Origin of the sequence: Butyricimonas muris, assembly GCF_046365375.1 — a bacterium.
GTDB lineage: Bacteria > Bacteroidota > Bacteroidia > Bacteroidales > Marinifilaceae > Butyricimonas > Butyricimonas muris.
Map to the genome: position 1 here is coordinate 221,768 of NZ_JBKEIT010000011.1, position 20,693 is coordinate 242,460.

The 20,693-nt window shown below is 45.8% G+C and carries 17 protein-coding genes; 4 read left to right on the forward strand and 13 right to left on the reverse strand.

What is annotated here, in order from left to right; all coding sequences use genetic code 11:
• Positions 1-38: 38 nt before the first annotated feature.
• From ACK8P8_RS17905 to ACK8P8_RS17950, 10 genes are all read right to left on the reverse strand, one after another.
• Positions 39-569: an acyltransferase gene (locus ACK8P8_RS17905; RefSeq protein WP_410026115.1), complete on the reverse strand. Its 531-nt coding sequence runs from the start codon at positions 567-569 to the stop codon at positions 39-41.
• A 15-nt stretch (positions 570-584) separates the two neighbouring features.
• A complete protein-coding gene (locus ACK8P8_RS17910) occupies positions 585-1,784 on the reverse strand; it encodes a DegT/DnrJ/EryC1/StrS family aminotransferase (RefSeq protein ID WP_227217780.1) in 1,200 nt (399 codons plus the stop codon).
• A 29-nt stretch (positions 1,785-1,813) separates the two neighbouring features.
• Complete coding sequence (locus tag ACK8P8_RS17915; protein WP_369858775.1) at positions 1,814-4,252, reverse strand: GumC family protein; 2,439 nt, start codon at positions 4,250-4,252, stop codon at positions 1,814-1,816.
• Positions 4,253-4,282: 30 nt separating this feature from the next.
• The gene (locus tag ACK8P8_RS17920; RefSeq protein ID WP_186976425.1) at positions 4,283-5,080 is read right to left on the reverse strand and encodes a polysaccharide biosynthesis/export family protein; all 798 of its coding nucleotides are present in this window, start codon (positions 5,078-5,080) and stop codon (positions 4,283-4,285) included.
• Positions 5,081-5,127: 47 nt separating this feature from the next.
• Positions 5,128-5,556: a BT0820 family HAD-type phosphatase gene (locus ACK8P8_RS17925; RefSeq protein WP_099293435.1), complete on the reverse strand. Its 429-nt coding sequence runs from the start codon at positions 5,554-5,556 to the stop codon at positions 5,128-5,130.
• A 29-nt stretch (positions 5,557-5,585) separates the two neighbouring features.
• The gene (locus tag ACK8P8_RS17930) at positions 5,586-7,505 is read right to left on the reverse strand and encodes a polysaccharide biosynthesis protein (protein WP_369858776.1); all 1,920 of its coding nucleotides are present in this window, start codon (positions 7,503-7,505) and stop codon (positions 5,586-5,588) included.
• 119 nt (positions 7,506-7,624) lie between these two features.
• Entirely contained in the window at positions 7,625-8,374 is a 750-nt protein-coding gene (locus ACK8P8_RS17935; protein WP_369858777.1) for a hypothetical protein, read from the reverse strand.
• A gap of 114 nt (positions 8,375-8,488) precedes the next feature.
• Positions 8,489-9,010 (reverse strand): UpxY family transcription antiterminator, encoded by a 522-nt coding sequence (locus ACK8P8_RS17940; protein WP_186976419.1) that lies wholly within the window; start codon positions 9,008-9,010, stop codon positions 8,489-8,491.
• A gap of 561 nt (positions 9,011-9,571) precedes the next feature.
• Positions 9,572-11,755 (reverse strand): RelA/SpoT family protein, encoded by a 2,184-nt coding sequence (locus tag ACK8P8_RS17945; protein ID WP_227217784.1) that lies wholly within the window; start codon positions 11,753-11,755, stop codon positions 9,572-9,574.
• Between the two features lie 190 nt (positions 11,756-11,945).
• Entirely contained in the window at positions 11,946-13,712 is a 1,767-nt protein-coding gene (locus ACK8P8_RS17950) for a LysM peptidoglycan-binding domain-containing protein (protein ID WP_369858778.1), read from the reverse strand.
• A gap of 161 nt (positions 13,713-13,873) precedes the next feature.
• Between ACK8P8_RS17950 and ACK8P8_RS17955 the strand changes: the two genes are divergently transcribed.
• Together ACK8P8_RS17955 and ACK8P8_RS17960 are read left to right on the forward strand one after the other, a co-directional pair.
• Entirely contained in the window at positions 13,874-14,698 is an 825-nt protein-coding gene (locus ACK8P8_RS17955; RefSeq protein ID WP_099293447.1) for a PASTA domain-containing protein, read from the forward strand.
• A complete protein-coding gene (locus ACK8P8_RS17960) occupies positions 14,695-15,771 on the forward strand; it encodes an RluA family pseudouridine synthase (protein ID WP_099293449.1) in 1,077 nt (358 codons plus the stop codon). The genes ACK8P8_RS17955 and ACK8P8_RS17960 overlap by 4 nt, the downstream gene beginning before the upstream one ends.
• Here the strand turns inward: ACK8P8_RS17960 and ACK8P8_RS17965 are convergent.
• The 3 genes from ACK8P8_RS17965 to ACK8P8_RS17975 all read right to left on the reverse strand — a co-directional run bounded on the left by ACK8P8_RS17965 (position 15,765) and on the right by ACK8P8_RS17975 (position 19,155).
• A complete protein-coding gene (locus ACK8P8_RS17965) occupies positions 15,765-17,321 on the reverse strand; it encodes a PD-(D/E)XK nuclease domain-containing ATP-binding protein (RefSeq protein WP_410026121.1) in 1,557 nt (518 codons plus the stop codon). The genes ACK8P8_RS17960 and ACK8P8_RS17965 overlap by 7 nt on opposite strands.
• Before the next feature lie 362 nt (positions 17,322-17,683).
• Complete coding sequence (gene ychF / locus ACK8P8_RS17970) at positions 17,684-18,784, reverse strand: redox-regulated ATPase YchF (protein ID WP_099293453.1); 1,101 nt, start codon at positions 18,782-18,784, stop codon at positions 17,684-17,686.
• Between the two features lie 125 nt (positions 18,785-18,909).
• Positions 18,910-19,155 (reverse strand): hypothetical protein, encoded by a 246-nt coding sequence (locus tag ACK8P8_RS17975; RefSeq protein WP_410026117.1) that lies wholly within the window; start codon positions 19,153-19,155, stop codon positions 18,910-18,912.
• Positions 19,156-19,412: 257 nt separating this feature from the next.
• Here ACK8P8_RS17975 and ACK8P8_RS17980 point away from each other — a divergent pair, with 257 nt between their 5' ends.
• Together ACK8P8_RS17980 and ACK8P8_RS17985 are read left to right on the forward strand one after the other, a co-directional pair.
• Positions 19,413-19,820: a helix-turn-helix domain-containing protein gene (locus ACK8P8_RS17980; RefSeq protein WP_099293459.1), complete on the forward strand. Its 408-nt coding sequence runs from the start codon at positions 19,413-19,415 to the stop codon at positions 19,818-19,820.
• 309 nt (positions 19,821-20,129) lie between these two features.
• On the forward strand, positions 20,130-20,693 hold a 564-nt coding region (locus tag ACK8P8_RS17985; protein WP_410026122.1), incomplete at its 3' end, for an AAA family ATPase.

Here is a 20,693-nt window from a genome sequence, read left to right on the forward strand (position 1 = left end):
AAAATAAAATTCAAACTAACAACAATCGCCTGTGTAATTTACGAACGTTCCCATTTATTATTAAATACACGCCAAACATCGTCAAATCGCTCAACCTTCCTACGTTTATCAACAGGCATCGCTTTACGTTTAGCCGCTAAATCATCAAATTCACCGATACGCTTAATGGGTACTCCAGCATAAATGCCTCCTCCTGCCACTTTTCCTCGAACAAGACTACCAGCACCTATTATCACATTATCTTCTATTTTTGTATCGGGAAGAATTATACTTCTACTTCCTATAAAAACATTACTTCCTATTTCTATAGCACCAAGGTTCAAATTACCCCCCCTGTTAATATTTTTTAACATATAATGAATAACATCATGATTAACGAACAATACTTCTGACGCAATCACTACATTATCATGCAATTTTATAAGTTTTGCTTCTGGAGGAACATTTCTAGGTTGCCAAAAACAATTCTCACCTATTAAGGCAAAAATATTTTTCTGTTTCAGATACCTTGCCCTTTGAAACCCATTTTTCAGCAAAGAGATTCGAACTATATGATACAATCTTTTCATATGTCATATCTTATTTCATTTTAAACATTCCTTCACACACTCGATCACATAATCCACATCTTCGTCCGATAAACAGGTATGAAGCGGCAACGTCACTACATTTTTAAATTGCTCATAAGCATTCGGATAGTCCTCTATTTTAAATCCAAGTTTCTGATATCCGGTGTGCATAGGTAACGGCTTATAGTGCACATTGGTAGCAACTCCTAATTCTGCCATTCTCTCTATAAATTTGTTCCGTTGTTCGGTATCTTTACCGTCCAGATTTATAACGTATAAATGCCCGGAAGACATCCTATCTGATGTATAATGTGTCAGCACTGTAACTGGTAAACCTGCTAATCCTTTATTATAACGGTCTATGATTTCTCTTCGGCGGGACAAAATCCCATCATATCTTCTTATTTGCCCTAAACCTATGCCGGCACAAACATCTGTCATATTACATTTATACCATGGCCCAATGATATCATATTCCCACGCACCTAACTTCGTTTTTGCAAATGCGTCTTTACTCTGACCGTGAAGGCTCAATAACATGTATTGGTGATATAACTCATTATTATCTATCCCTTCAATATCTCTCCATGTAACCGCACCACCTTCCGCCGTTGTCAAGTTTTTCACAGCATGAAACGAGAAATTCGTGAAATCCGCAACAGAACCTATTGGGAGTTGTTTATATGAAGCCCCGAAAGAATGCGCCCCATCAGCCATAACGATAACTCGATTCAATGCTTTTTGAATCAAGTTATCACTTGGCTGGAATAAATTCTTTTTCCGTTCTACTATATCAAAAATTGTATCATAGTCACAGGGGATACCGAACAAATCCACTGGAATTATAGCTTTTGTTCTCTCGGTTATAGCAGCTTCTAATCTCTCATAATCCATCGTGAACTTCTCGGGCTCACAATCTATCATGACCAATCTTGCCCCCACATGCTCGACCACACTTGCCGTAGCTGTATAAGTGTAGGCAGGAACTATTACCTCATCACCAGCTCCTACACCTAATATGCGTAAAGTCATCTCTGCACATGCCGTATTTGAGTTCAAACAAACGGCTTTTTGGGTACGACAACGTTCCGCAACAAGTTGTTCTAATTTTTTTGTTTTAGACCCGGTAGTAATCCAACCGGACTTCAAGGCCTCAACGACCTCATTGATCTCTATCTCTGTTATATCAGGAGGACTAAACAGTATATTTCTCATGACTCTTTGTAATTTCTAAAATTTTCTTATTACTTCTTTTGAGACTCATAACCATACCCGTAGCCATAACCATAGCCATAATGTTTTCCATAGCCATAACCGTATTTCTTACCATAACCGTAGCCATAGGTGTTCTTGCGTTTGCTTAAGTCGATTCCGTTAATCACAACTGCCAACTTATCGAATTTATGCTCGTCCTTAAGAACATTGATGTAGCAGAAAGCGGCTTTTGGAGTCACATCCGCACGGCAAACATAAACGCACATATCGGCTACACGGCTTATTATAGCCGTATCTGTTACCATTCCAATCGGAGCCGTATCTAATAACACGTAATCATAACGGGCTTTCAATTGTTCTATCGCCTTCTCTAATGCATCACGGGCTACCAACTCCGTCGGGTTCGGGGGAATTGTTCCACCCAAAAGAATATCCACGTTCGGGTGAATGCCGGAGGACCGCACGAGCCCGAAAAGATCGGTGTCTTCCGGGTTCATCAAGTAATTGGAGATTCCTTCCCTCTTGCTCGACAGCCCGAACACTTTGTTCAAGCCGGGCTTACGGATGTCCATACCAACCACTATCACTTTCTTTCCCAAAAAAGCCAAGCTGACAGCGAGATTTCCGGTCACAAAAGATTTTCCCTCGCCGGGCTGCGTGGAGGAGAAAAGTATGACCTTCTGGTTTTTCTGTAGCATAAAGAGCAGATTGGTTCGCAATCCCCGGAAGGTCTCCTCCATCATGTCGTTCTTATTCTCGCGTACCACGATAGCACCTTTATCTGATGACTTATGAGGGCTTAACGGTAATTCTCCCAGAATAGGAACATTCGTCAATTGCTCTACATCACCCCGGTTCTCAATCTTATATTTCAATAATTCCACGATAAAGATGATTCCCACCGGAACAATCATGCCGACCACCAAAGCTGCCAATAAAAAAACGAGCTTCCTCGGGGCTACCGGCTCCTTGCCGGGTAAGGGCTCCTCTACAATACGACCATTATTAGCCGTGGATGCCAACGTGATCGCATTCTCTTCTCGCTTCTGCAACAGCATGATATATAGAGTTGCCTTGATTTCCTGTTGGCGGGAAATCGTCATAAACTCTTTCTCCTGCTTGGGCGTGTCGCTGATCCGGCTCTCGAATTTACTCGCTTGACGCTCTATATCTTTTTGGGCAATTTGCAATCCTTGCAAAACACTATTCACTGTTGTTTCCACGCTACGCCTCATCGCCTCGATTCCCGTATTCATGTTTATCACCGCCGGGTTGGTTTCCGAAGAGGTACGCAACAAACGTTTACGCTCGACGATCATCGTGTTGTATTGCTCAATCACCCTAGCCAGATTTTGATCTTGCAATCCCACGTTTGCAGGAATGACCTCTTCTTGGTTGACCGGATCGTTGATATAGGTACGCAGATATTGAACCAAACGGATTTGCGTGGCGTTCTCCACACGTTGTTGCTCATACTTGGAACTCTCTTGCAAAGCCAAACGGGCATCATTTGTCAAATCAGTCAGACCGGACCGTTGCTTGAAATCCGCGAGCTCGCTCTCCGCCGCACCCAACTCATGGTTAATGATACCGATACGTTCCTCGATAAACTCGGCGGTTTTCTGGGCTACCTCATTTTTCTCGTCGTTCGCGTCTTGATTATAAAACGCTACCAAACGATTAACAAAATCCACTCCCCGTTCCTTTACCGTATTCTTCACGCTGATCTTTGCAATGGTCGTGGTCTGGGAAGAGGCACTCACACTCAAATCTTTCATATACTCCTCAGCGGTCTCTATCGGAGTGTTTATAGTCGCACGTAAAGCGATTTCCTCTTCTTCCATACACGAGGTATCACCTCGCGTAAAGCTTAAAACGCCCACGGGTGTCGGCAACACCGCCGGCAATTGGTCAAATGCCTGCACCATCTCTTGATCTTCCCCGTCTTGCACATATTCAGCCTTAACAGACAATTTCCCTGCTTTCGTAAAGGCGAGTTCCAACTTTATCGGTTCCTCCAGTTTAGAAGCTTCTTCCGGTGTCATATAAATCCGCACCGGAGTGTTCTTATAAAGAGGAATCGCGTAACCGAACGCTCGCTTTTTCGCTACACGAATATTTAAATTCAAGTCATTCACGACTTTTTTTATCAAAGTACGGGATTTCAAGATCTCCACCTCGTTATCAAAATTATTTGTCATGGAAAACATGCCCAAATCTTGAATAGCCGCTAATGGATTGTTACCCGAACCACTTCGCTTATCCTCCTCCTTTATCAACACGGAACTGGAAATATTATACACAGGCGTTTGATAACGCAGAAACAGGTAAGTAGCGATACAACATATCAATATACTAGCAACAAACCAACGCCAATAAAAAAGGTATTTGAATAAAAGAGCGAGAAAATCAATCTCTTGTTCCTCATTCTCCAAGCTCCTATTACTATTTATCTGTTCGTCTACCATCTCTCCTAATTTTCAATTCTCAATTTTCAATTATTTAAGTATGTTCACTAATAAACCGGCGATAGATACCAGAATCGATATCGAACTCACCCAAAGGGTCGTGCTGTTACCGATATCGGAATTCTTCGCCTTTGTTTTGTTCGGGGTCACGTAAATAATATCGTTCTGCTTCAGGTAATAATACGGGGAAGTCACGATTCCGGCATTGTTTAAATTCAGGTTGATGATCTTACGCTTGCCGTTCACATCCTCACGGATTAGCTTCACGTTATCGCGAACACCATAGATCGTCATATCACCCGCCATAGCCAAAGCCTCCAGCACGTTCACCTTCTCGTTGCCGATCGTGAAGCTACCCGGACGGGCTACCTCACCCAATACCGAGATCTTGTAATTAGCCATACGAACCGTAACGATCGGGGATTCCTTCAAATAAGGTTTCAAACGCTCGCGAATCAAATCCTCGGCCTCGTTCTTTGTAAGACCACCCACCGCCAAGCGACCGATAACAGGGAAATCGATCTCGCCCTTGTTATTCACCAAGTATTGCTGCATGGTCGGTTGCGTAGTCGTACTGATATTTGTCAAAGCCGCATTGAGCGGAGTCTGCACCGTCAAGTTGAACGGAGTCGCGGCCTTCGGGTCTGTCGTATTGACCGTGATACACAACAAGTCTTTCGGCATGATCTTCGCGTCATACAAAGGAAGTGTCTCCTTAAAATCGTTCACAGCCTCTGGATTCTTGAGGTAAGGTACATTCTTGTAAGAGGTGCAACTCGCTACCAACAGAGGTAAAGCCAATAAAAGTAGTAATCTTTTGATTTTCATATTATTTTGTTATCATTTTTATTTCATTGAACACAGATGACGCGGATTTAACGAAACAAACGAGAGAAAAGACCTTTCGATTTCTTCGGTTCGTATTCCGACTCGTATTCGCGCATCAAATCCTCATAGGAAAGTTTTTTGCTCACCATCTCGTAGATCATACCCCAATCCGGGAGACCTCCAAGATTACGATCATCGATAAAGATGTCTACTTTCAACTTACGGGAGAAATGGTTGTTTTGCTCTTTCTCCTCCTCCGGATAATCACGGTTCACGGCGTAGAACTCCAAGCCGCGATCACGGCAGAAGGCAACAGCCTCATCCAAAAGCTTGCCCTCGCGTACACTCCATAAGATTAACTTATGGTGTTCCGATTGTAACTTTTTTAATGTCTCTATGGCGAAAGGAAGCTCCTTACCGATTGCCGGATATTTATGCTCGACGATCGTACCGTCGAAATCCACAGCTATTATCATCTCTTAATTTTTCAATTTTCAACTCTCGTCTATTTCACATCCAACCTCTCGTACTCCGAATTATTCGACTTAAACTCCGGCACTACCCGTTTCATCAGCCGCACCGTATCCTCCACCTTTACCGCCAAGGCCAATTCTGCCAATTTATCGTAAACCTTCAGGATATCGTTCCGCTTGTATTCACGCACCCGCGCTACCCGAATTTTGGCATGTCCCGTCGGGAGGGTATTCTCCTCGTTACTCAACACTTCCTCGTACAGTTTCTCCCCGGGACGCAACCCGATAAACTTGATTTTAATATCTTCACCCGGAATATACCCGGCTAATCGAATCATCCTTTCCGCCAAGTCTACGATTTTCACCGGTTCACCCATATCAAAAACGAAGATCTGGTTCCCCGCGCTCATGACCGCCGCCTCCATCACCAGCCGACAAGCTTCGGGGATCGTCATAAAGTAACGGGTTATTCTCGGGTCTGTCACCGTTACCGGACCGCCTTGCTCGATTTGTTTCCTGAAATACGGGATCACGCTACCGTTACTCCCCAGCACATTCCCGAAACGAGTGGTCACGAAACGTGTCTTCCCCTCTACCTCTCCCCGTTCCATCGCCAACCCTAAACTCTGCACGTAGATTTCAGCCAATCGCTTCGAGGCTCCCATCACGTTCGTCGGGTTCACCGCCTTGTCCGTCGAAATCATTACCATCATTTCCACCCCGTACTCCACGCAAAAGTCCGCTACCAACCTCGACCCAATCACGTTCACCCGCACCGCCTCGCAGGGATTCTCCTCCATCAAAGGAACATGCTTGTAAGCCGCGGCATGGAAAACCACCGCCGGACGATACTTTTCAAAAGCCATTCGCAAACGTTCCTTCTGACGGACATCCCCGATAAAAGGGCTAAACTTCAAACCCGGAAAATTTCTTTCCAGTTCCATGCGGAACTCGTGCATCGGGGTTTCCGCGTTATCAAACAGGATCAAATGCCCCACACTCAAAATCGTCAATTGGCGGCACAACTCGCTACCGATACTGCCCGCCGCTCCTGTGACCATCACCACCTTGCCGGCAAAATTTTCAGCACACTCCCGCGTGTTTATCTTGATCTCTTCACGCCCCAGTAAATCCTCAACCCGTATTTCACGAACGATAGTCTTCTTCAATCCATCGCCCAGCACGTCAACCGGAGGCGTCACTAAATTTTTCAATCCGCAATCCGAACAAAAACGCACCAAACGATCCGCCTCCCGACGAGCCTCCTCGTGCGAGGGATACAACAACGCGTTAATGTTATATTTCTTCACGAAACGGGAAAAATTTTCCTCGTCCTCGAAATAACAAACCGGCAAATCGGATATCACGCAGGACTTCAAGTACCTCTCCGGGTTCACGAACCCCACTACTTGATAGTGTTTACTCGTGTACATCCGCTTCTTGAGTGCAACACTTTTATCCCCGCTCCCGTAAACCAATACACGGCTTTTACCCGAAACATCCCGTGAAATCGCGTAATCGTAAACCAGTACCAGCGTTACGCGAAAACCGCTTAAAACTACCGTTGTCACGAGAAAATCAAGCAAGCAAAAAGCAAAAAGATGATGGCCGAACAAGCACCAACCGGACAAAAAAAGCACTCCTCCTAAAAGAATATCGCTCAAAAGTATAGCGAAACACAATCTCCCCATACTTTTCATTGACGCGTGACGGATGATGTTCTTACTCGTTCCCGAGAGCCAAAAAACTAAAAAAGTCGTCACCCCTCCCGCAAACAGTACCGTGGCATAAGCCGACCAAGACAGATCCGCGATAAAACTATCAATAAAAAAAAGCGACACAAGCGAACTAGTAAGCGACAAATAAACATCCGCCAAAAGAATCACCTTATAACTCACGTATCTTTTCCTTTCAACCAAGTACTTGGATACCTCGTTTATCAAATTTTCCATTTATAAAATGATAAGGCTTCTTATTCTCTAAAAGTTTAAAGAAGCGTCCCCTCCGGTATTAATAGCTTGATCCGGCCTATGAAGTACCGTCGAGGGTGACGCTGTTACCGGGGGTTGCGTTACCCGGTATATCTCTCGTTGCAAACGGCGAACTCCCGCTTTGCAAGTATATTAAACACTTTTACTGTAACATCAAAATCATTCTCCCGCGATTGCAGGAATCGTTTAACAATCTCCTCCTCCTCTTGCCTCACGGTGACAACCAAACGCGCACGCTCTTCCCCGAATCGCCCGTGTTCTTCCAACGGCAACTCCATCGCACCTACAACGTCATCATACAAACAAATAGCATCCCACCAAGATAACAACATTCCACGGTTTCCGCCCCGCATATACCCCAACACCTCTGTTACCAATCGTCCGGCAAGTTCTCCACATTCCTTGTCCCCGGCAAAATAGTAACAATTGCACAATAAACGACAAACATTCGGAGTACGGCAAGGCAACGCAATCTTACCATTCCCCCGTGCCGCAAAAATCCGGTACGCCGCATCCAAACCGTTTCTCAAGTAACCCAAATCCGAGTACACCTGATAGACATCCATCATGTCCGCCGCGTAACCGGCACGGGTATCGACGGGGACATCCTCGTTTCTCAATTGCCTCGGGAACAAGTGAACGATCGATTTCGCTCGCTCGTGAATATCACCGGGGGTGCCGAAATCATTCTCCAACCACGGGTATACCCGTACCATAGAATACACCGTCAGGTAACCGTGTAACAAGCCCGACAACTGCCCCGGGGGATATGACCGAACGTCAAGCTCCTCCAATCGCTTGTACAAATTGTGAAATAAACCTTTTTCCATTTGTATTTTTTGATTTACGATTTTAGATTTATGATTTTAATTGTACTTGTTGGCACTTTCTTAAATCATAAATCGTAATTCATAATTCATAAATCTTAAATTAATCCTTTTGTTTTACTCTATTCTTTCCAGAAAAGAACCCGGGATGTAAGACGTGGCGATTGATACCACTCCCTCCAAACGAATCACCACCCGCTTGTGTCCCCTCAGGCGCACCAGTTCTCCCACCAGCCCCTGCAAGGGTCCTTTGATAACCCGAACCCGATCACCTCGCTTGAGGTCTTTATTCAATATCTCGATACCATCAGGAGAGAAATCCAGCAGGAACATGAAATCTTCCATCTGCTTGTCGGGAACGATCAAGGAACGACGTCCTTCTAAATCTTTCAAGTAAACGATATTTAGTGAATGCTCGTTAATTAAGGAGAAACTCGTCACCTTATCCGTACGGATAAAAATCATACCGTGAATCAAAAGTACTCGAATGATCTTCCGTCCAAGCGGCGTATCCCGCACCTGTTCCTCTAACGGGAGAAAATTCTCAATTCCCAATTCGTCCAATTTCTTCTTGATCAGTAATTCTTGATTCACCCGCGTGTAAGCGACATACCAGTGTATTTTTTTCTCCTCGATCATGTAATTGTTTTATTCTATCAGCAGACCGGACACGCTTCGCGCACTAACCCTGTTACCGGTCCTGATTTATTGCCATGTGTTCCACACACCCCACTTAAACAGTGATATTCATTATAGATGCACGAAAGCTGTTTCACTAAACAATATTTTATATCAAAAAACCATCGTTTAATGCGATGCAAATATACATCATTTTTATTTTCCGCAAACTTTTTTGATTAGTTTTTTGGTTCTCTCAATTAGATATTTAGTTTTTTGTCGATTATTCATAAGTGTTTTTTTTGACCGTGTCATTAAACGATCATTTATTAATTCATAAATAAATTAACGAAAGAACAAATTATCAAATAGATACAATGACTTCTTGTAAACATTTGAATGTTCATTGCATAATCGTTGCCTAACCACAAAAATCTTGTATATACACACCATAAACATAGCATAAACGCAAATTTACGTCTATGCTACGTTCATGATACGTCCATGATACGTCCATGAGGTTAGGCAAGAGTTAAGAACAGATTGCCCAACCATAAAACAAATATAGATATTCTTTCAGGCTTATTCCTTCACCGAATCTTGACGATACACCCGAATGACTCCTTGAATCCGTTTCAAACGGGAAATCAACTGCGCCAGATGATCCGTGTCACTTACCAACACGGTGATTTGCCCGTCAAACAACCCTTCACTCGAATTGATAGACAAGCCGCGCAAACTGATCTTCGGGTCTTTCGAGATCACCTCGGTAATTTTAGTTACCATCCCGGCATCCTCCCGTCCCACGATACTCAAAACGGTTTGATAAGACGTTGAGCCCGCCTTTGTCCACGCCGCCTGCACGATGCGGTAAGGATAACGGCGTTGCAGGTCGAGGGCGTTCTTGCACTCTGCCCGATGAATCTTGATACCCTGCCCGATGGAAACGAAACCGATAATATCGTCACCGAACACGGGGTTGCAACACTGCGCGAACTTGTAGACCACGTTATCCACGTTCCGGTCGATTAACAACACATCCTCGCTAATCGGGCGGGTGGGCATCACCTGCACTTCCTCCCGGGGAGTGGTCGCAGCCCGTTCTTCCTCTTTCGGCTTGGTAATAAATTCCTTGATTCCCGCCATATCAAGTTTCTCCTCGGCAATGGCTTGATAGAGATCAATAGCGAACTTATATTTATAATGTTGTTGCAGGCGGTGGATTACCTCGTCGGTCAACTCCAACTTCCAGTTTTTAAAACGGCGAGCCAGCATCTCCTTTCCCAGCGTCGCTTGCGCGCGGGAATGTTCGGTCAGAAACTGCCGGATTTTATTACGGGCTTTCGAGGTAATCGCTATATTCAACCAATCGGCACTCGGCTGCTGATTATTCGAGGTAAGAATAGCAACTTGATCGCCGTTCTTCAACACGTAACGCAGCGTCTCGTTCCGCTGGTTCACCTTTCCCCCCACGCAACGGGACCCCACTCCCGTGTGTATCGCGTAAGCGAAGTCCAACAAAGTAGCCCCTGCCGGCAATGTCTTCAAATCCCCTGCCGGGGTGAACACGTGTACTTCCTTATCCTGCAAATTAATCTTGATATCGTCGAGCATATCGACAGCACCGACATCGGAACTCTCCAGTATCTCGCGCAACTCGGTCAGCCACTCTTCAATCGCCTTGTCCGAAGAACCGCCTTTGTATTTCCAGTGGGCGGCAAATCCCTTTTCCGCCACTTCATCCATGCGCTCCGTGCGAATCTGCACCTCCACCCAACGATTCTTCGGTCCCAGCACGGTCGTCTGCAACGATTCGTACCCGTTGGATTTCGGCACGGAAATCCAATCCCGCAAACGTTGCGGGTTGGGCGTGTACTTGTCCGCCACGATAGAATAGGCTCGCCAACAATCCGCCTTCTCCTCCGCCCCGCTACTCTCCAAGATAAAGCGCACGGCAAAAATATCGTATATTTCCTCGAACTCCACCTGTTTCTTCCGCATCTTGTTCAGAATCGAGGCAATGGTCTTCGTCCGCCACTTCACCTTGAACTTGACCCCGCGGTTATTGAACTCCTCGACAATCGGGGCGATAAACTCGTTAATATACTTCTCGCGTGCCTCCCGGCTGCCTTCCAGTTTCAAGGAAATCTCCTTGTACACCTCCGGTTCGCTATAACGCAAGGCTCGATCCTCCATCTCCGATTTGATATTATACAATCCCAACCGGTGAGCGAACGGGATATAGATATAACTTGTTTCGCGAGCCAATTCCCGCTGTTGCTCGGGACGCAAACCGTCGGCATGACGCAAGTCATACAGTTTCTCTGCCAAAAAGATCAACTGCACCCGCACATCCTCGGCAAAACTTAGCAGTAACTTCCGGAAATTATCGGAATCCACCACCCGATGAGTGGCATAAATACGGCTGATATCATGCAATCCGGACAGGATTTGTGCCACCTTGTCACCAAAAACGGCTTTCACCTGTTCAATCTTTAATCCCCCGGACTCCACCACCCGCCGCAACACCAGACAGATAATCGAAGTACGTCCCAGTCCGATCTCGGACGTGATAATCATCCCGATATCCATCAAGCGGACGAGTTCCTCCTCCGTCACTCCTTTCACGTTCACCTCGCTGCTCATAGCGGTGTCGAATGCCTTACGTACCAACCGTACATCCTCGGCAGAAACAAGATTTTTACAAGATTTTAATAACGCTCTGTATTTTCTTTGGATTATCGTATAAGTTATAGATTCTGACATGGCAGGGTTAATTTAGCAATTTCAAACTTCTTTATTCTTATCAAAAAGGATGCCGCTTTCGAGCCTTCGGCTCTTTGGTCTGTAAAGTTTATAAGGTTTATAAAGTCCGAAATATCCTTTAGATAATCATATCGGCAACACACGTTGCCGTGAACAAAGCGCCCCGCAGGGGTCTATAAACCTTATAAACTTACTTTCCCCTTAACGGCGTTACCACAATATTATACTTGGAACTATAATGAATCAAATACAATCCCCGGTTCTCCAACCCGCCGAAATCACTTATCGGACGGAAACGGAAGCGGGTAAACATCCCGTCATCCTCCCTGTTACGCAGCGTGTTCAGCGTGTTCGTTCTCTCTCTCTCCACCAGCGGAATAAAATACATGGCCATATCGAATGCCCGGTTTGCGATATTATTCGGTTCGGAATGAAAATACTCCCTGTGCTTCGCGGAAAACGCTTGGGCATCCTCGTTCTGGTAATCCACGTAACTATTCATCATCACCTTCACGTTCAACTTGTAGAACATTTCCTCATCAATAGAAGTGAACTTCAACCACTCCGGGAAACCGATCACGGTAATACGGTAATGATCACTCAAGGCGGATAACACGGGCAATACACGACTCGCTGCCGCCTCGTTGACTGTCGGGAAAAGGATGATATTCTCCACGTCCGGTCGCAACATCCGACGTACGGAATCCACGTGCATTCGCGGATGCCACTGGTAATCGAGCATCGGCTCGCCAATCTCACCCTGCATACGGGCACGCACGAGTGCCGGCAAACGATTCACCTCTCCGGCACGGGCATTACCGTCCGGAATGATATGAATCAAATGAGCTCCATGAGCGTTAGCGGCAACCCAATCCGCCATTTCCTCCACCAGCGAAGGCGTGGAAATATTCATCTGTACAAAATTCGGAAAGCGGGACAATTCCCCACTTCTCGCCGAGAGGGGATAAATCATGGGGATCACCCTGTTTTGGAGCTGCTCGGCAACTAACTTATACGTGTTCGCGTAAACGGGACCCACGATCAAATCGGGCGATAACCCGTTCAACTCCCCGATCACCGCCTGTGTGGCGTTAGCGTCACGCTCCGTATCATAGACATGTATATCAATCGTGTAGCCTTGTCGTTTCAAACTATCCGCCGCCATTAAAAATCCTTCATAAAATTGCAGGAACTGGGTAGACTTATCACTCAAACGCCACCTTTCATTACGAATATTCACCCCTGTCGTGTCCACCGGAATCTCCTCCGGAGTAAATGGTAACTTATTATCTTTCACAGACAAAGGCAACAAAAGAGCCACATTCACGTGCCGACGCTCGTAATTCCGCTCCGGAATCACGTAAGTGGTATCACCTACCACCTGTTGCATCATCCCCTCCAAAGAATCGCATGCCGGAGGGTAGAGAGCAACGTGTTTCTCCTCCTCTTGTTTCTGCCGTGCCGCCTCCTGTTCCTGACGATCGAGCCAGCGTAATTCGGCTTCCAACACGCCCCGGTCAATCTGACGCAACGGCAGGCGCACCACAGCCCCTTCGGCTATCGGTCGGCTCACGTCGTACTCCGGGTTCTCCTTCAATATCCGTTTCAACTTGATCCCGAATTTCTTGGAAAGAGAATACAACGTCTCCTTCGGACGCATCTTATGATAGTAATACTTGTCGTCCACCCGTTTAAAAGGCTCCACGTGAGGTATCTGCAACACCTCGCCCACGGAGAGGGCGTTATCTTTCTTCCCGTTCAAGGCTTTCACCTCGTCGACCGCCACCCCATAAGCCTTACAAATAGAAAAAAGCGTCTGCTTGGGTTGAACCGTGTGCAGATAAAAAGATTTTCCACCAATCACGATCAATTCCTTTGACTTCTCTATCTTGACTTCTTGCGCGTTAATATATCCTGAAACGCATACCAACAGGAGTAAAAATGCAAATCTTACCATCTTTTGAATACTTATTTTCCGAGCAAAAATAGTAAAATAGTAGTGATAATTGAAAAATCTCTCTTATTTTTGCAGGATAAAGGTAGTAAACGTTTCGCGATCTCCTCTACGGAACCGCAAACTTTATAAACCTTATAAACTTTATAAACTTTATAAACCGCATGAGTTTCTTCAAAAAAGGACATATTATCGTTTTACTCGTCAACCTTGTCGTGGCGGCAATCTTGTTGTTCGTGATCGGGTATATCGTGCTGAAACAACTGGATAAATACACGAACCACGGTTATTACATCGCCGTACCGGAATTGCGGGGACTCACCCCGACAGAGGCTGCCCCGTTCGCCAAAGAAAAGAAATTACAAATCGTTGTCGTGGATTCGATTTACGACAACAACGCGAAACCGGGCACGGTAGTGGAGCAATTCCCTGCCCCGAACTCCCGTGTAAAAAACAACCGCGCGATACAACTGACGATCAACGCCAACGCTCCGGAGAAAGTGATATTTCCCAATTTGCGGAACACCGCGTTCCGGCAGTCGTTACAGCGCTTGCGCAACCTCGGTCTGAACATCGGCAGAATCGAATATGCCCCGTCGAATTACAGGAATCTCGTGCTTGACTTCAAGTATAAAGGAACCGTGTTGCAACCCGACACGATTCTCCAGAAAGGAGAAACCGTGGATATCGTGCTGGGTAACGGCAATACCCCCAACAATCAAGTAGCCATACCCTATCTGCTCGGCAAAACGCTCGCCGAAGCAAGAAACATCACGTTATACGCTTTTCTGAATATCGGAGAGATCATCCCCGACAACACCGTGAGAACGGAAGCCGACCGGATGACGGCAATCATATACCAGCAAGAACCCGAGGCGGAAGAAAACATGACCATGCAAATGGGGGGAGACATAAAACTCTACCTCACGAAAGACGCGCAAAAAATAACGGCACTGGACTCCCTGTCCATCGAGGAGCAATTACCATGATAGAAGAAGAATTAGAAGAGCTTGAAGAATTAAGCGAGGACGAACCGGAGCAGGAACAGGAAAGTTACGAACATTTCCGTCTGGAAGTCGATCCCGGACAGAATTTATTGCGCATCGACCGTTTTCTGGTAGACCGTCTGCCAAACGTGTCGCGCACCAAGATACAAGAGGCGGCAGAAGCCCAATGTGTACAGGTAAACGGCAAACCCGTGAAATCAAATTACCGGGTGAAACCGAAAGACCTCGTGACCTTGATGTTGCCTCACCCGAAACGGGAAATCCGTGTTATCCCGGAAGATATACCGCTCCGCATCGTTTACGAGGACGATTACCTGCTGGTTATCAACAAAGAGCCGGGCATGGTGGTACATCCCTCGTACGGGCATTACACGGGCACTCTCGTGAACGCCCTCGCGTGGCACTTGAAAGGCAACCCGCTATTCAAGGAAAACGATCCCCGACCGGGACTGGTACACCGGATAGACAAGGATACCTCCGGTTTGCTTGTCATCGCGAAGACGGAAGAAGCCAAAACCAAACTGGCGTCCCAATTCTTTCACAAGACATCGAGCAGGAAATATGTTGCCGTGTGCTGGGGTAATCTGGACGAGGAAACCGGAACGATCATCGGTAATATCGGCAGGAGCATCTCCAACCGGAAAGTGATGGGCGTCTTCCCCGAGGGCAGCGACTACGGCAAGCATGCCGTCACCCACTACCGCGTACTGGAACGCCTTGGCTACGTGAATGTAGTCGAGTGCGTGCTGGAAACCGGACGTACCCACCAGATACGGGCACATTTCAAATCAATCAAACATCCCCTGTTCAATGATCCCGAATACGGCGGCAACGAGATACTGAAAGGAACTACATTCACGAAATACAAACAATTCGTGCAAAACTGTTTCACCACCTGTCCCCGTCAAGCCTTACACGCCAAAACTCTCGGCTTCGAGCATCCCGCCACCGGCGAATGGATGGACTTCAACTCGGAAGTCCCGCGAGATATGCAACAGCTTATCGAGAAATGGCGCAATTACGTGGCGAACAGAGAAATTGAAGAGAATCAATAAATCCAGTTCCCGATATTGCGCTCCGCAGCATTGAAATCAACGCCGACCTTCACGAGTTCCCGGCCATCAACAGCGTAAGGCAGGAGATAACCTTTATCGTCAATCTGTTGCAAAGCCTGTTCGGCAGAACCGTCAAGTTTGAACTCGAACACGTATATGTACTTGGGTGTTTTTACCACGGCATCCGCCCGTCCCCGGGCACTGCGCACCTCGGCTTCCGTGAATTGTCCCATTAACTTGAAGACGAGGTAAAACACGACTTGATAATGACGCTCGGTGCGGGTATTCAACTCGTAAGGGAAATCGGCAAAGAATGCCCGCAACCGTTTCATGAAGGCATCGACATTGCCGACACGGAGTTCTTGAACAAATTTACCGATATAAAACCCTCGCTCTTCCTCCGCCAAAGAAGTGTAGAAAGGAACGAGGAAATCTATGAAGCCGTACTTCACCTCGTCATTCGGGAAAGCTAACGTATATGTCTGAAACTCTTTGTTATAATCCTTGATCGTCAGGTAACCGCTCTGAAAGATCAGGGGAATCGGGTTGTCGGCATTCACCCGGTACTCGGTGAAAGAAGAAGCCGGGGCTTCCACGCCGTCCAGCAACTCGCGCAAGTCATAATCACTCTTCTTCAACAACTCCACTAGAAAGGTCGGCGTTCCGGTCTGGAACCAATAGCTGCCGAACTCTTGCTTGTAGAACGTGTTCAGCACGCTGAACGGGTTGAACATTCCCTCTCCCCTCGGGTGAAAATGATAGCCGTCGTACAGCGCCGTCATTTTCGTCAATATATCATCGGTTGTCACGCCGTTGATGGCTGCCAATTGAGTTATTTCCGGCTGGAAGTTTTCTTTCAATTCTTCAAGAGTGATACCGCAAAGCGTGGCATAATTATAGTCCATGCTAATATCATTCAACTGGTTGAGATCGCTGAACACGCTGATTTGCGAAAACTTCGTCACCCCGGTGAGGAACACGAAACGCAGGTAACGGTCGGCACTCTTGAGTACACCATAGAAAGCTTTCAACGAGTCACGGTAATTCGCGAGCAAAGCATCATCTCTCCCGAGTGCCTGCAGAAGCGGCTTGTCATACTCGTCAATAAGCACGACAACTTCACGACCGGATTGCTCGTAAGCACGACGGATAACCTCGAAAAAACGTCCTGACGGGGTTGTTTCTCCCTCGTCTTTTCCCCAGCGGGCTTCCCACATCTTCAGGTACCTATCGAGGATAGAATACAATCCTTCCGGCCTGTCATACTTCTCGGCATTCAAGTCAAGATGAAACACGGGATGCACATTCCACTCCTTCTCCATTCCCTCTATCGCTAACCCTTCGAACAAATCTTTCCGCCCGGAAAAATAAGCCTCGAAGGTCGAGAGCAACAAACTTTTCCCAAAACGTCGCGGACGACTGAAGAAGTAGGGTTTTCCCGTGTTGGCTATCCGCCACACGAGTGCAGTCTTGTCGACATACAAATAATTAGCCGTACGAATGTTCTCGAATGTCTGTATCCCGATCGGGAGCTTTCTGGTTACCAGCATTTCCATAGTAATCTCATTTTAGATATATAGGCAAAGATAGTCTATTAAGCCCAATATGACAAAAAAAAAGTTCATAAAGTAAAGAGCAATACCCATTTATATAACCGGACAAGAAAAAGACAAGAAGAAATAAAGAAGAGATAAAGATGAAGACAGGCAACACGCTTCTTTCATTTTCTGATCAAAGACGTTTCAAAGACGTTCGTGAACGTCTTTGAAACGTCTTTGTATCGAAGGTGTAACGTCTTTGATCCCTTATTACACCCTTATCTCTTCTTTATTTCACGAGGATATCCCCGGATTCTCCCGTGCCCAAAGTACAACAGGAATCCCCTCCCGGCATCACGGGAAGTGTATGGATATCAGACATTAAACCGGAAATTCATCATATCACCATCCTGCACCACGTAATCTTTCCCCTCGACGGACATTTTCCCGGCTTCCTTGCACTTTGCTTCTGAACCGAGTGCAACGAAATCATCATATTTAATTACCTCCGCGCGGATAAACCCTTTCTCGAAATCGGTATGTATAATTCCGGCAGTTTGCGGGGCTTTCATACCGTTCTTGAACGTCCACGCCCGCACCTCTTTCACTCCTGCCGTGAAATAGGTTCTCAGATTCAACAATTTATAAGCCGTACGGATTAACTTGTTCACTCCCGCCTCGTCCAGTCCCAAGTCTTCCAAGAAAAGTTGCTTTTCCTCGTAGGTTTCCAGCTCGGCAATATCCGCCTCGATAGCGGCACCGATCACCAGTACCTCTGCCCCCTCGTCTTTCACCGCCTCACGCACCATATCCACGTATTTATTACCCTTCACCACGGAAGCCTCGTCCACGTTACAAACGTACAGTATCGGTTTATTCGTCAGCAACATCAACTCTCTCGCCACCTCTTGCTGCAAATCGTTCAACTGCACGGAACGGGCAGATTTCCCCTGCACCAAGGCATCTTTATAAAGATGCAACACCTCCACCAACCGTTTAGCTTTGGCATCGCCTCCCGTCTGCGCTTTTTTCTCCTCTTTCGCCAAACGGTTTTCCACCGTTTCCAAGTCTTTCAATTGCAATTCCGTGTCAATCGTTTCCTTATCCCGAATGGGATCTACCTTACCGTCCACGTGCACGATATTATCATCGTCAAAACAACGCAACACGTGAATGATAGCATCCGTTTCCCGGATATTGGATAAAAATTTGTTACCTAACCCCTCGCCCTTGCTGGCTCCTTTCACCAACCCGGCAATATCCACGATCTCCACCACGGCAGGCACCACGTTTTGAGGTTGCACCAACTCAACCAGCTTATTCAGCCGTTCGTCCGGCACCGTGATTACTCCCACGTTCGGCTCAATCGTGCAAAAGGGAAAATTCGCCGATTGCGCCTTGGCATTACTCAAGCAATTAAATAGTGTCGACTTTCCCACGTTTGGCAAACCGACTATTCCACACTGTAAACCCATAGTCTATATTTGTATCTTTATTATCAATCTATTATATAACACGTTCTTACTCCCAAAAATTTGAGCCTGCAAAGATAATCAATTTTCAAGCGAATACAGCATGAAATGGAGTAGAATATAGACTATTATTTTTCTTTGAACTGTTCTAAAGCCATCTCGCAAATACAAATATTGACTTGTAGAAAGGTCAGAAAAAGAAATTGATTCTCCGAGGTTTCATCTTCCCAATCCCAATCTGCAATCTCCGGTCGGTCAAGGTATTTCTCTGCTTTTTGAATACCTAGTCTGTCTATCACGCTTTGTGGCGCACAAGCTTTAAGTTGCATTATTAAAGAAACCAAATAAGCTATTTCACTTTTGTAGTAATCCATCGTGAATAAAGATTTTAAATTGATAAAGAGGACAAAATCTAAATTGCTTCAATATCAATGAAAGTCCTTGCCCGAATTTTTGGCTTAATCTTCTTTTTTCCGTTACTTTGCATAAGATTGATTTTATGGCAAAGAAGGGAAGAATTAAGAGAGTATTTAACAATCAACCGTTGTAAAATACAACCCGATAGTTGTAAAATAAAATAGATTTGTATCTTTACAATCTGCAATTTTGTTAATAATTTTATACTTTAAATATGGATACCAATACGATCACTATGCCGAAAGCACACCAAGGGAAGAATATCAAACGATACAGGGATATTCTCGGAATAAAACAGGAAACACTTGCTTTAGAATTAAACATGACTCAGCAAGCTGTATCGAAATTGGAACAGAAGGAAGAAATTGACGATGAAACTTTGAATAAAGTTGCAGAAATTCTGAAGATTCCGGTAGAAGCTATAAAAAATACAACAGACGAGGCTGTTGTTAATATTGTTGCAAACACATTCACAAGCAATGATACCTCTACTTTAAAAACAGCTTTAAATCAATATACTTTCAACCCGATAGATAAGGTTATTGAACTTTACGAACGTATGTTGAAAGCCGAACAAGAAAAAGTAAAATTATTACAAGAAGCACTACAAGAGAAGAAATAACACCCAAAACACTCCCTCTACTTCCCTTGTGCAGTATTCCGGCGAGGATGTGTTAAAAGTCTTTTCTTCTAAAAACTCCCTCCCCCTTCGGGGTACTCCCTCTATAAACAGAGGGAGAGTTGAATTATTTACCGTTTTCGGTAAAAGTCACCAGCTCCTCATCTGTTTATAGAGGAGGTGGATGCGAAGCAGACGGAGGAGTTTGTAGAAGAAATTGCCCCCCCCTTTATTGAAATACAGTCTTGCCTCGTGAATCTTTCCATTTTCAATTGTTATTCCTACCTTTGTGTAGATGCGAAACAGTATAACATGGACGTGAACCTAATGAGAAAACTCCCCGTGGGGATACAGACATTCGAGAAAATACGAAGAGAGAACTTCTTGTACGTTGACAAAACGGCGCTAATGTGGCAAATCGCGGCAAAGAGCGCCCCTTGCTTCTTGAGCCGCCCGCGGCGTTTCGGGAAAAGCCTTTTATTGTCAACGTTCGAGGCATATTTCGAGGGGAAAAGAGAGTTATTCGAAGGACTAGCGGCAGAACAACTGGAAAACGAGTGGAACGTGCATCCCGTGCTACATCTCGACTTGAATGCAGAGAAATACGACCGACCGGAAGCGTTAGACGCTATGCTAAGTAACCACCTAACACAGTGGGAATCCGTGCATGGGAAAGGAGAGGATGAAACGACTCTTTCCCGTCGTTTCGCCGGAGTAATCCGCCGGGCATGCGAACAGACGGGACGAGGGGTGGTCGTGCTCGTCGACGAATACGACAAGCCTTTTTTGCAGGCTCTAGGAAATATGCCGTTGCTGGAATATTACCGCGATACGCTGAAAGCGTTTTACGGGGTACTCAAGAGTGCCGATCGCTAC

Excerpts from the sequence above, each read along its gene's own strand:
- ACK8P8_RS17905 (WP_410026115.1), bottom strand. The coding sequence starts at position 569 with ATGAAAAGATTGTATCATATAGTTCGAATCTCTTTGCTGAAAAATGGG.
- ACK8P8_RS17910 (WP_227217780.1), bottom strand. The coding sequence starts at position 1,784 with ATGAGAAATATACTGTTTAGTCCTCCTGATATAACAGAGATAGAGATC.
- ACK8P8_RS17915 (WP_369858775.1), bottom strand. The coding sequence starts at position 4,252 with ATGGTAGACGAACAGATAAATAGTAATAGGAGCTTGGAGAATGAGGAA.
- ACK8P8_RS17920 (WP_186976425.1), bottom strand. The coding sequence starts at position 5,080 with ATGAAAATCAAAAGATTACTACTTTTATTGGCTTTACCTCTGTTGGTA.
- ACK8P8_RS17925 (WP_099293435.1), bottom strand. The coding sequence starts at position 5,556 with ATGATAATAGCTGTGGATTTCGACGGTACGATCGTCGAGCATAAATAT.
- ACK8P8_RS17930 (WP_369858776.1), bottom strand. The coding sequence starts at position 7,505 with ATGGAAAATTTGATAAACGAGGTATCCAAGTACTTGGTTGAAAGGAAA.
- ACK8P8_RS17935 (WP_369858777.1), bottom strand. The coding sequence starts at position 8,374 with ATGGAAAAAGGTTTATTTCACAATTTGTACAAGCGATTGGAGGAGCTT.
- ACK8P8_RS17940 (WP_186976419.1), bottom strand. The coding sequence starts at position 9,010 with ATGATCGAGGAGAAAAAAATACACTGGTATGTCGCTTACACGCGGGTG.
- ACK8P8_RS17945 (WP_227217784.1), bottom strand. The coding sequence starts at position 11,755 with ATGTCAGAATCTATAACTTATACGATAATCCAAAGAAAATACAGAGCG.
- ACK8P8_RS17950 (WP_369858778.1), bottom strand. The coding sequence starts at position 13,712 with ATGGTAAGATTTGCATTTTTACTCCTGTTGGTATGCGTTTCAGGATAT.
- ACK8P8_RS17955 (WP_099293447.1), top strand. The coding sequence starts at position 13,874 with ATGAGTTTCTTCAAAAAAGGACATATTATCGTTTTACTCGTCAACCTT.
- ACK8P8_RS17960 (WP_099293449.1), top strand. The coding sequence starts at position 14,695 with ATGATAGAAGAAGAATTAGAAGAGCTTGAAGAATTAAGCGAGGACGAA.
- ACK8P8_RS17965 (WP_410026121.1), bottom strand. The coding sequence starts at position 17,321 with ATGCTGGTAACCAGAAAGCTCCCGATCGGGATACAGACATTCGAGAAC.
- ychF (WP_099293453.1), bottom strand. The coding sequence starts at position 18,784 with ATGGGTTTACAGTGTGGAATAGTCGGTTTGCCAAACGTGGGAAAGTCG.
- ACK8P8_RS17975 (WP_410026117.1), bottom strand. The coding sequence starts at position 19,155 with ATGGATTACTACAAAAGTGAAATAGCTTATTTGGTTTCTTTAATAATG.
- ACK8P8_RS17980 (WP_099293459.1), top strand. The coding sequence starts at position 19,413 with ATGGATACCAATACGATCACTATGCCGAAAGCACACCAAGGGAAGAAT.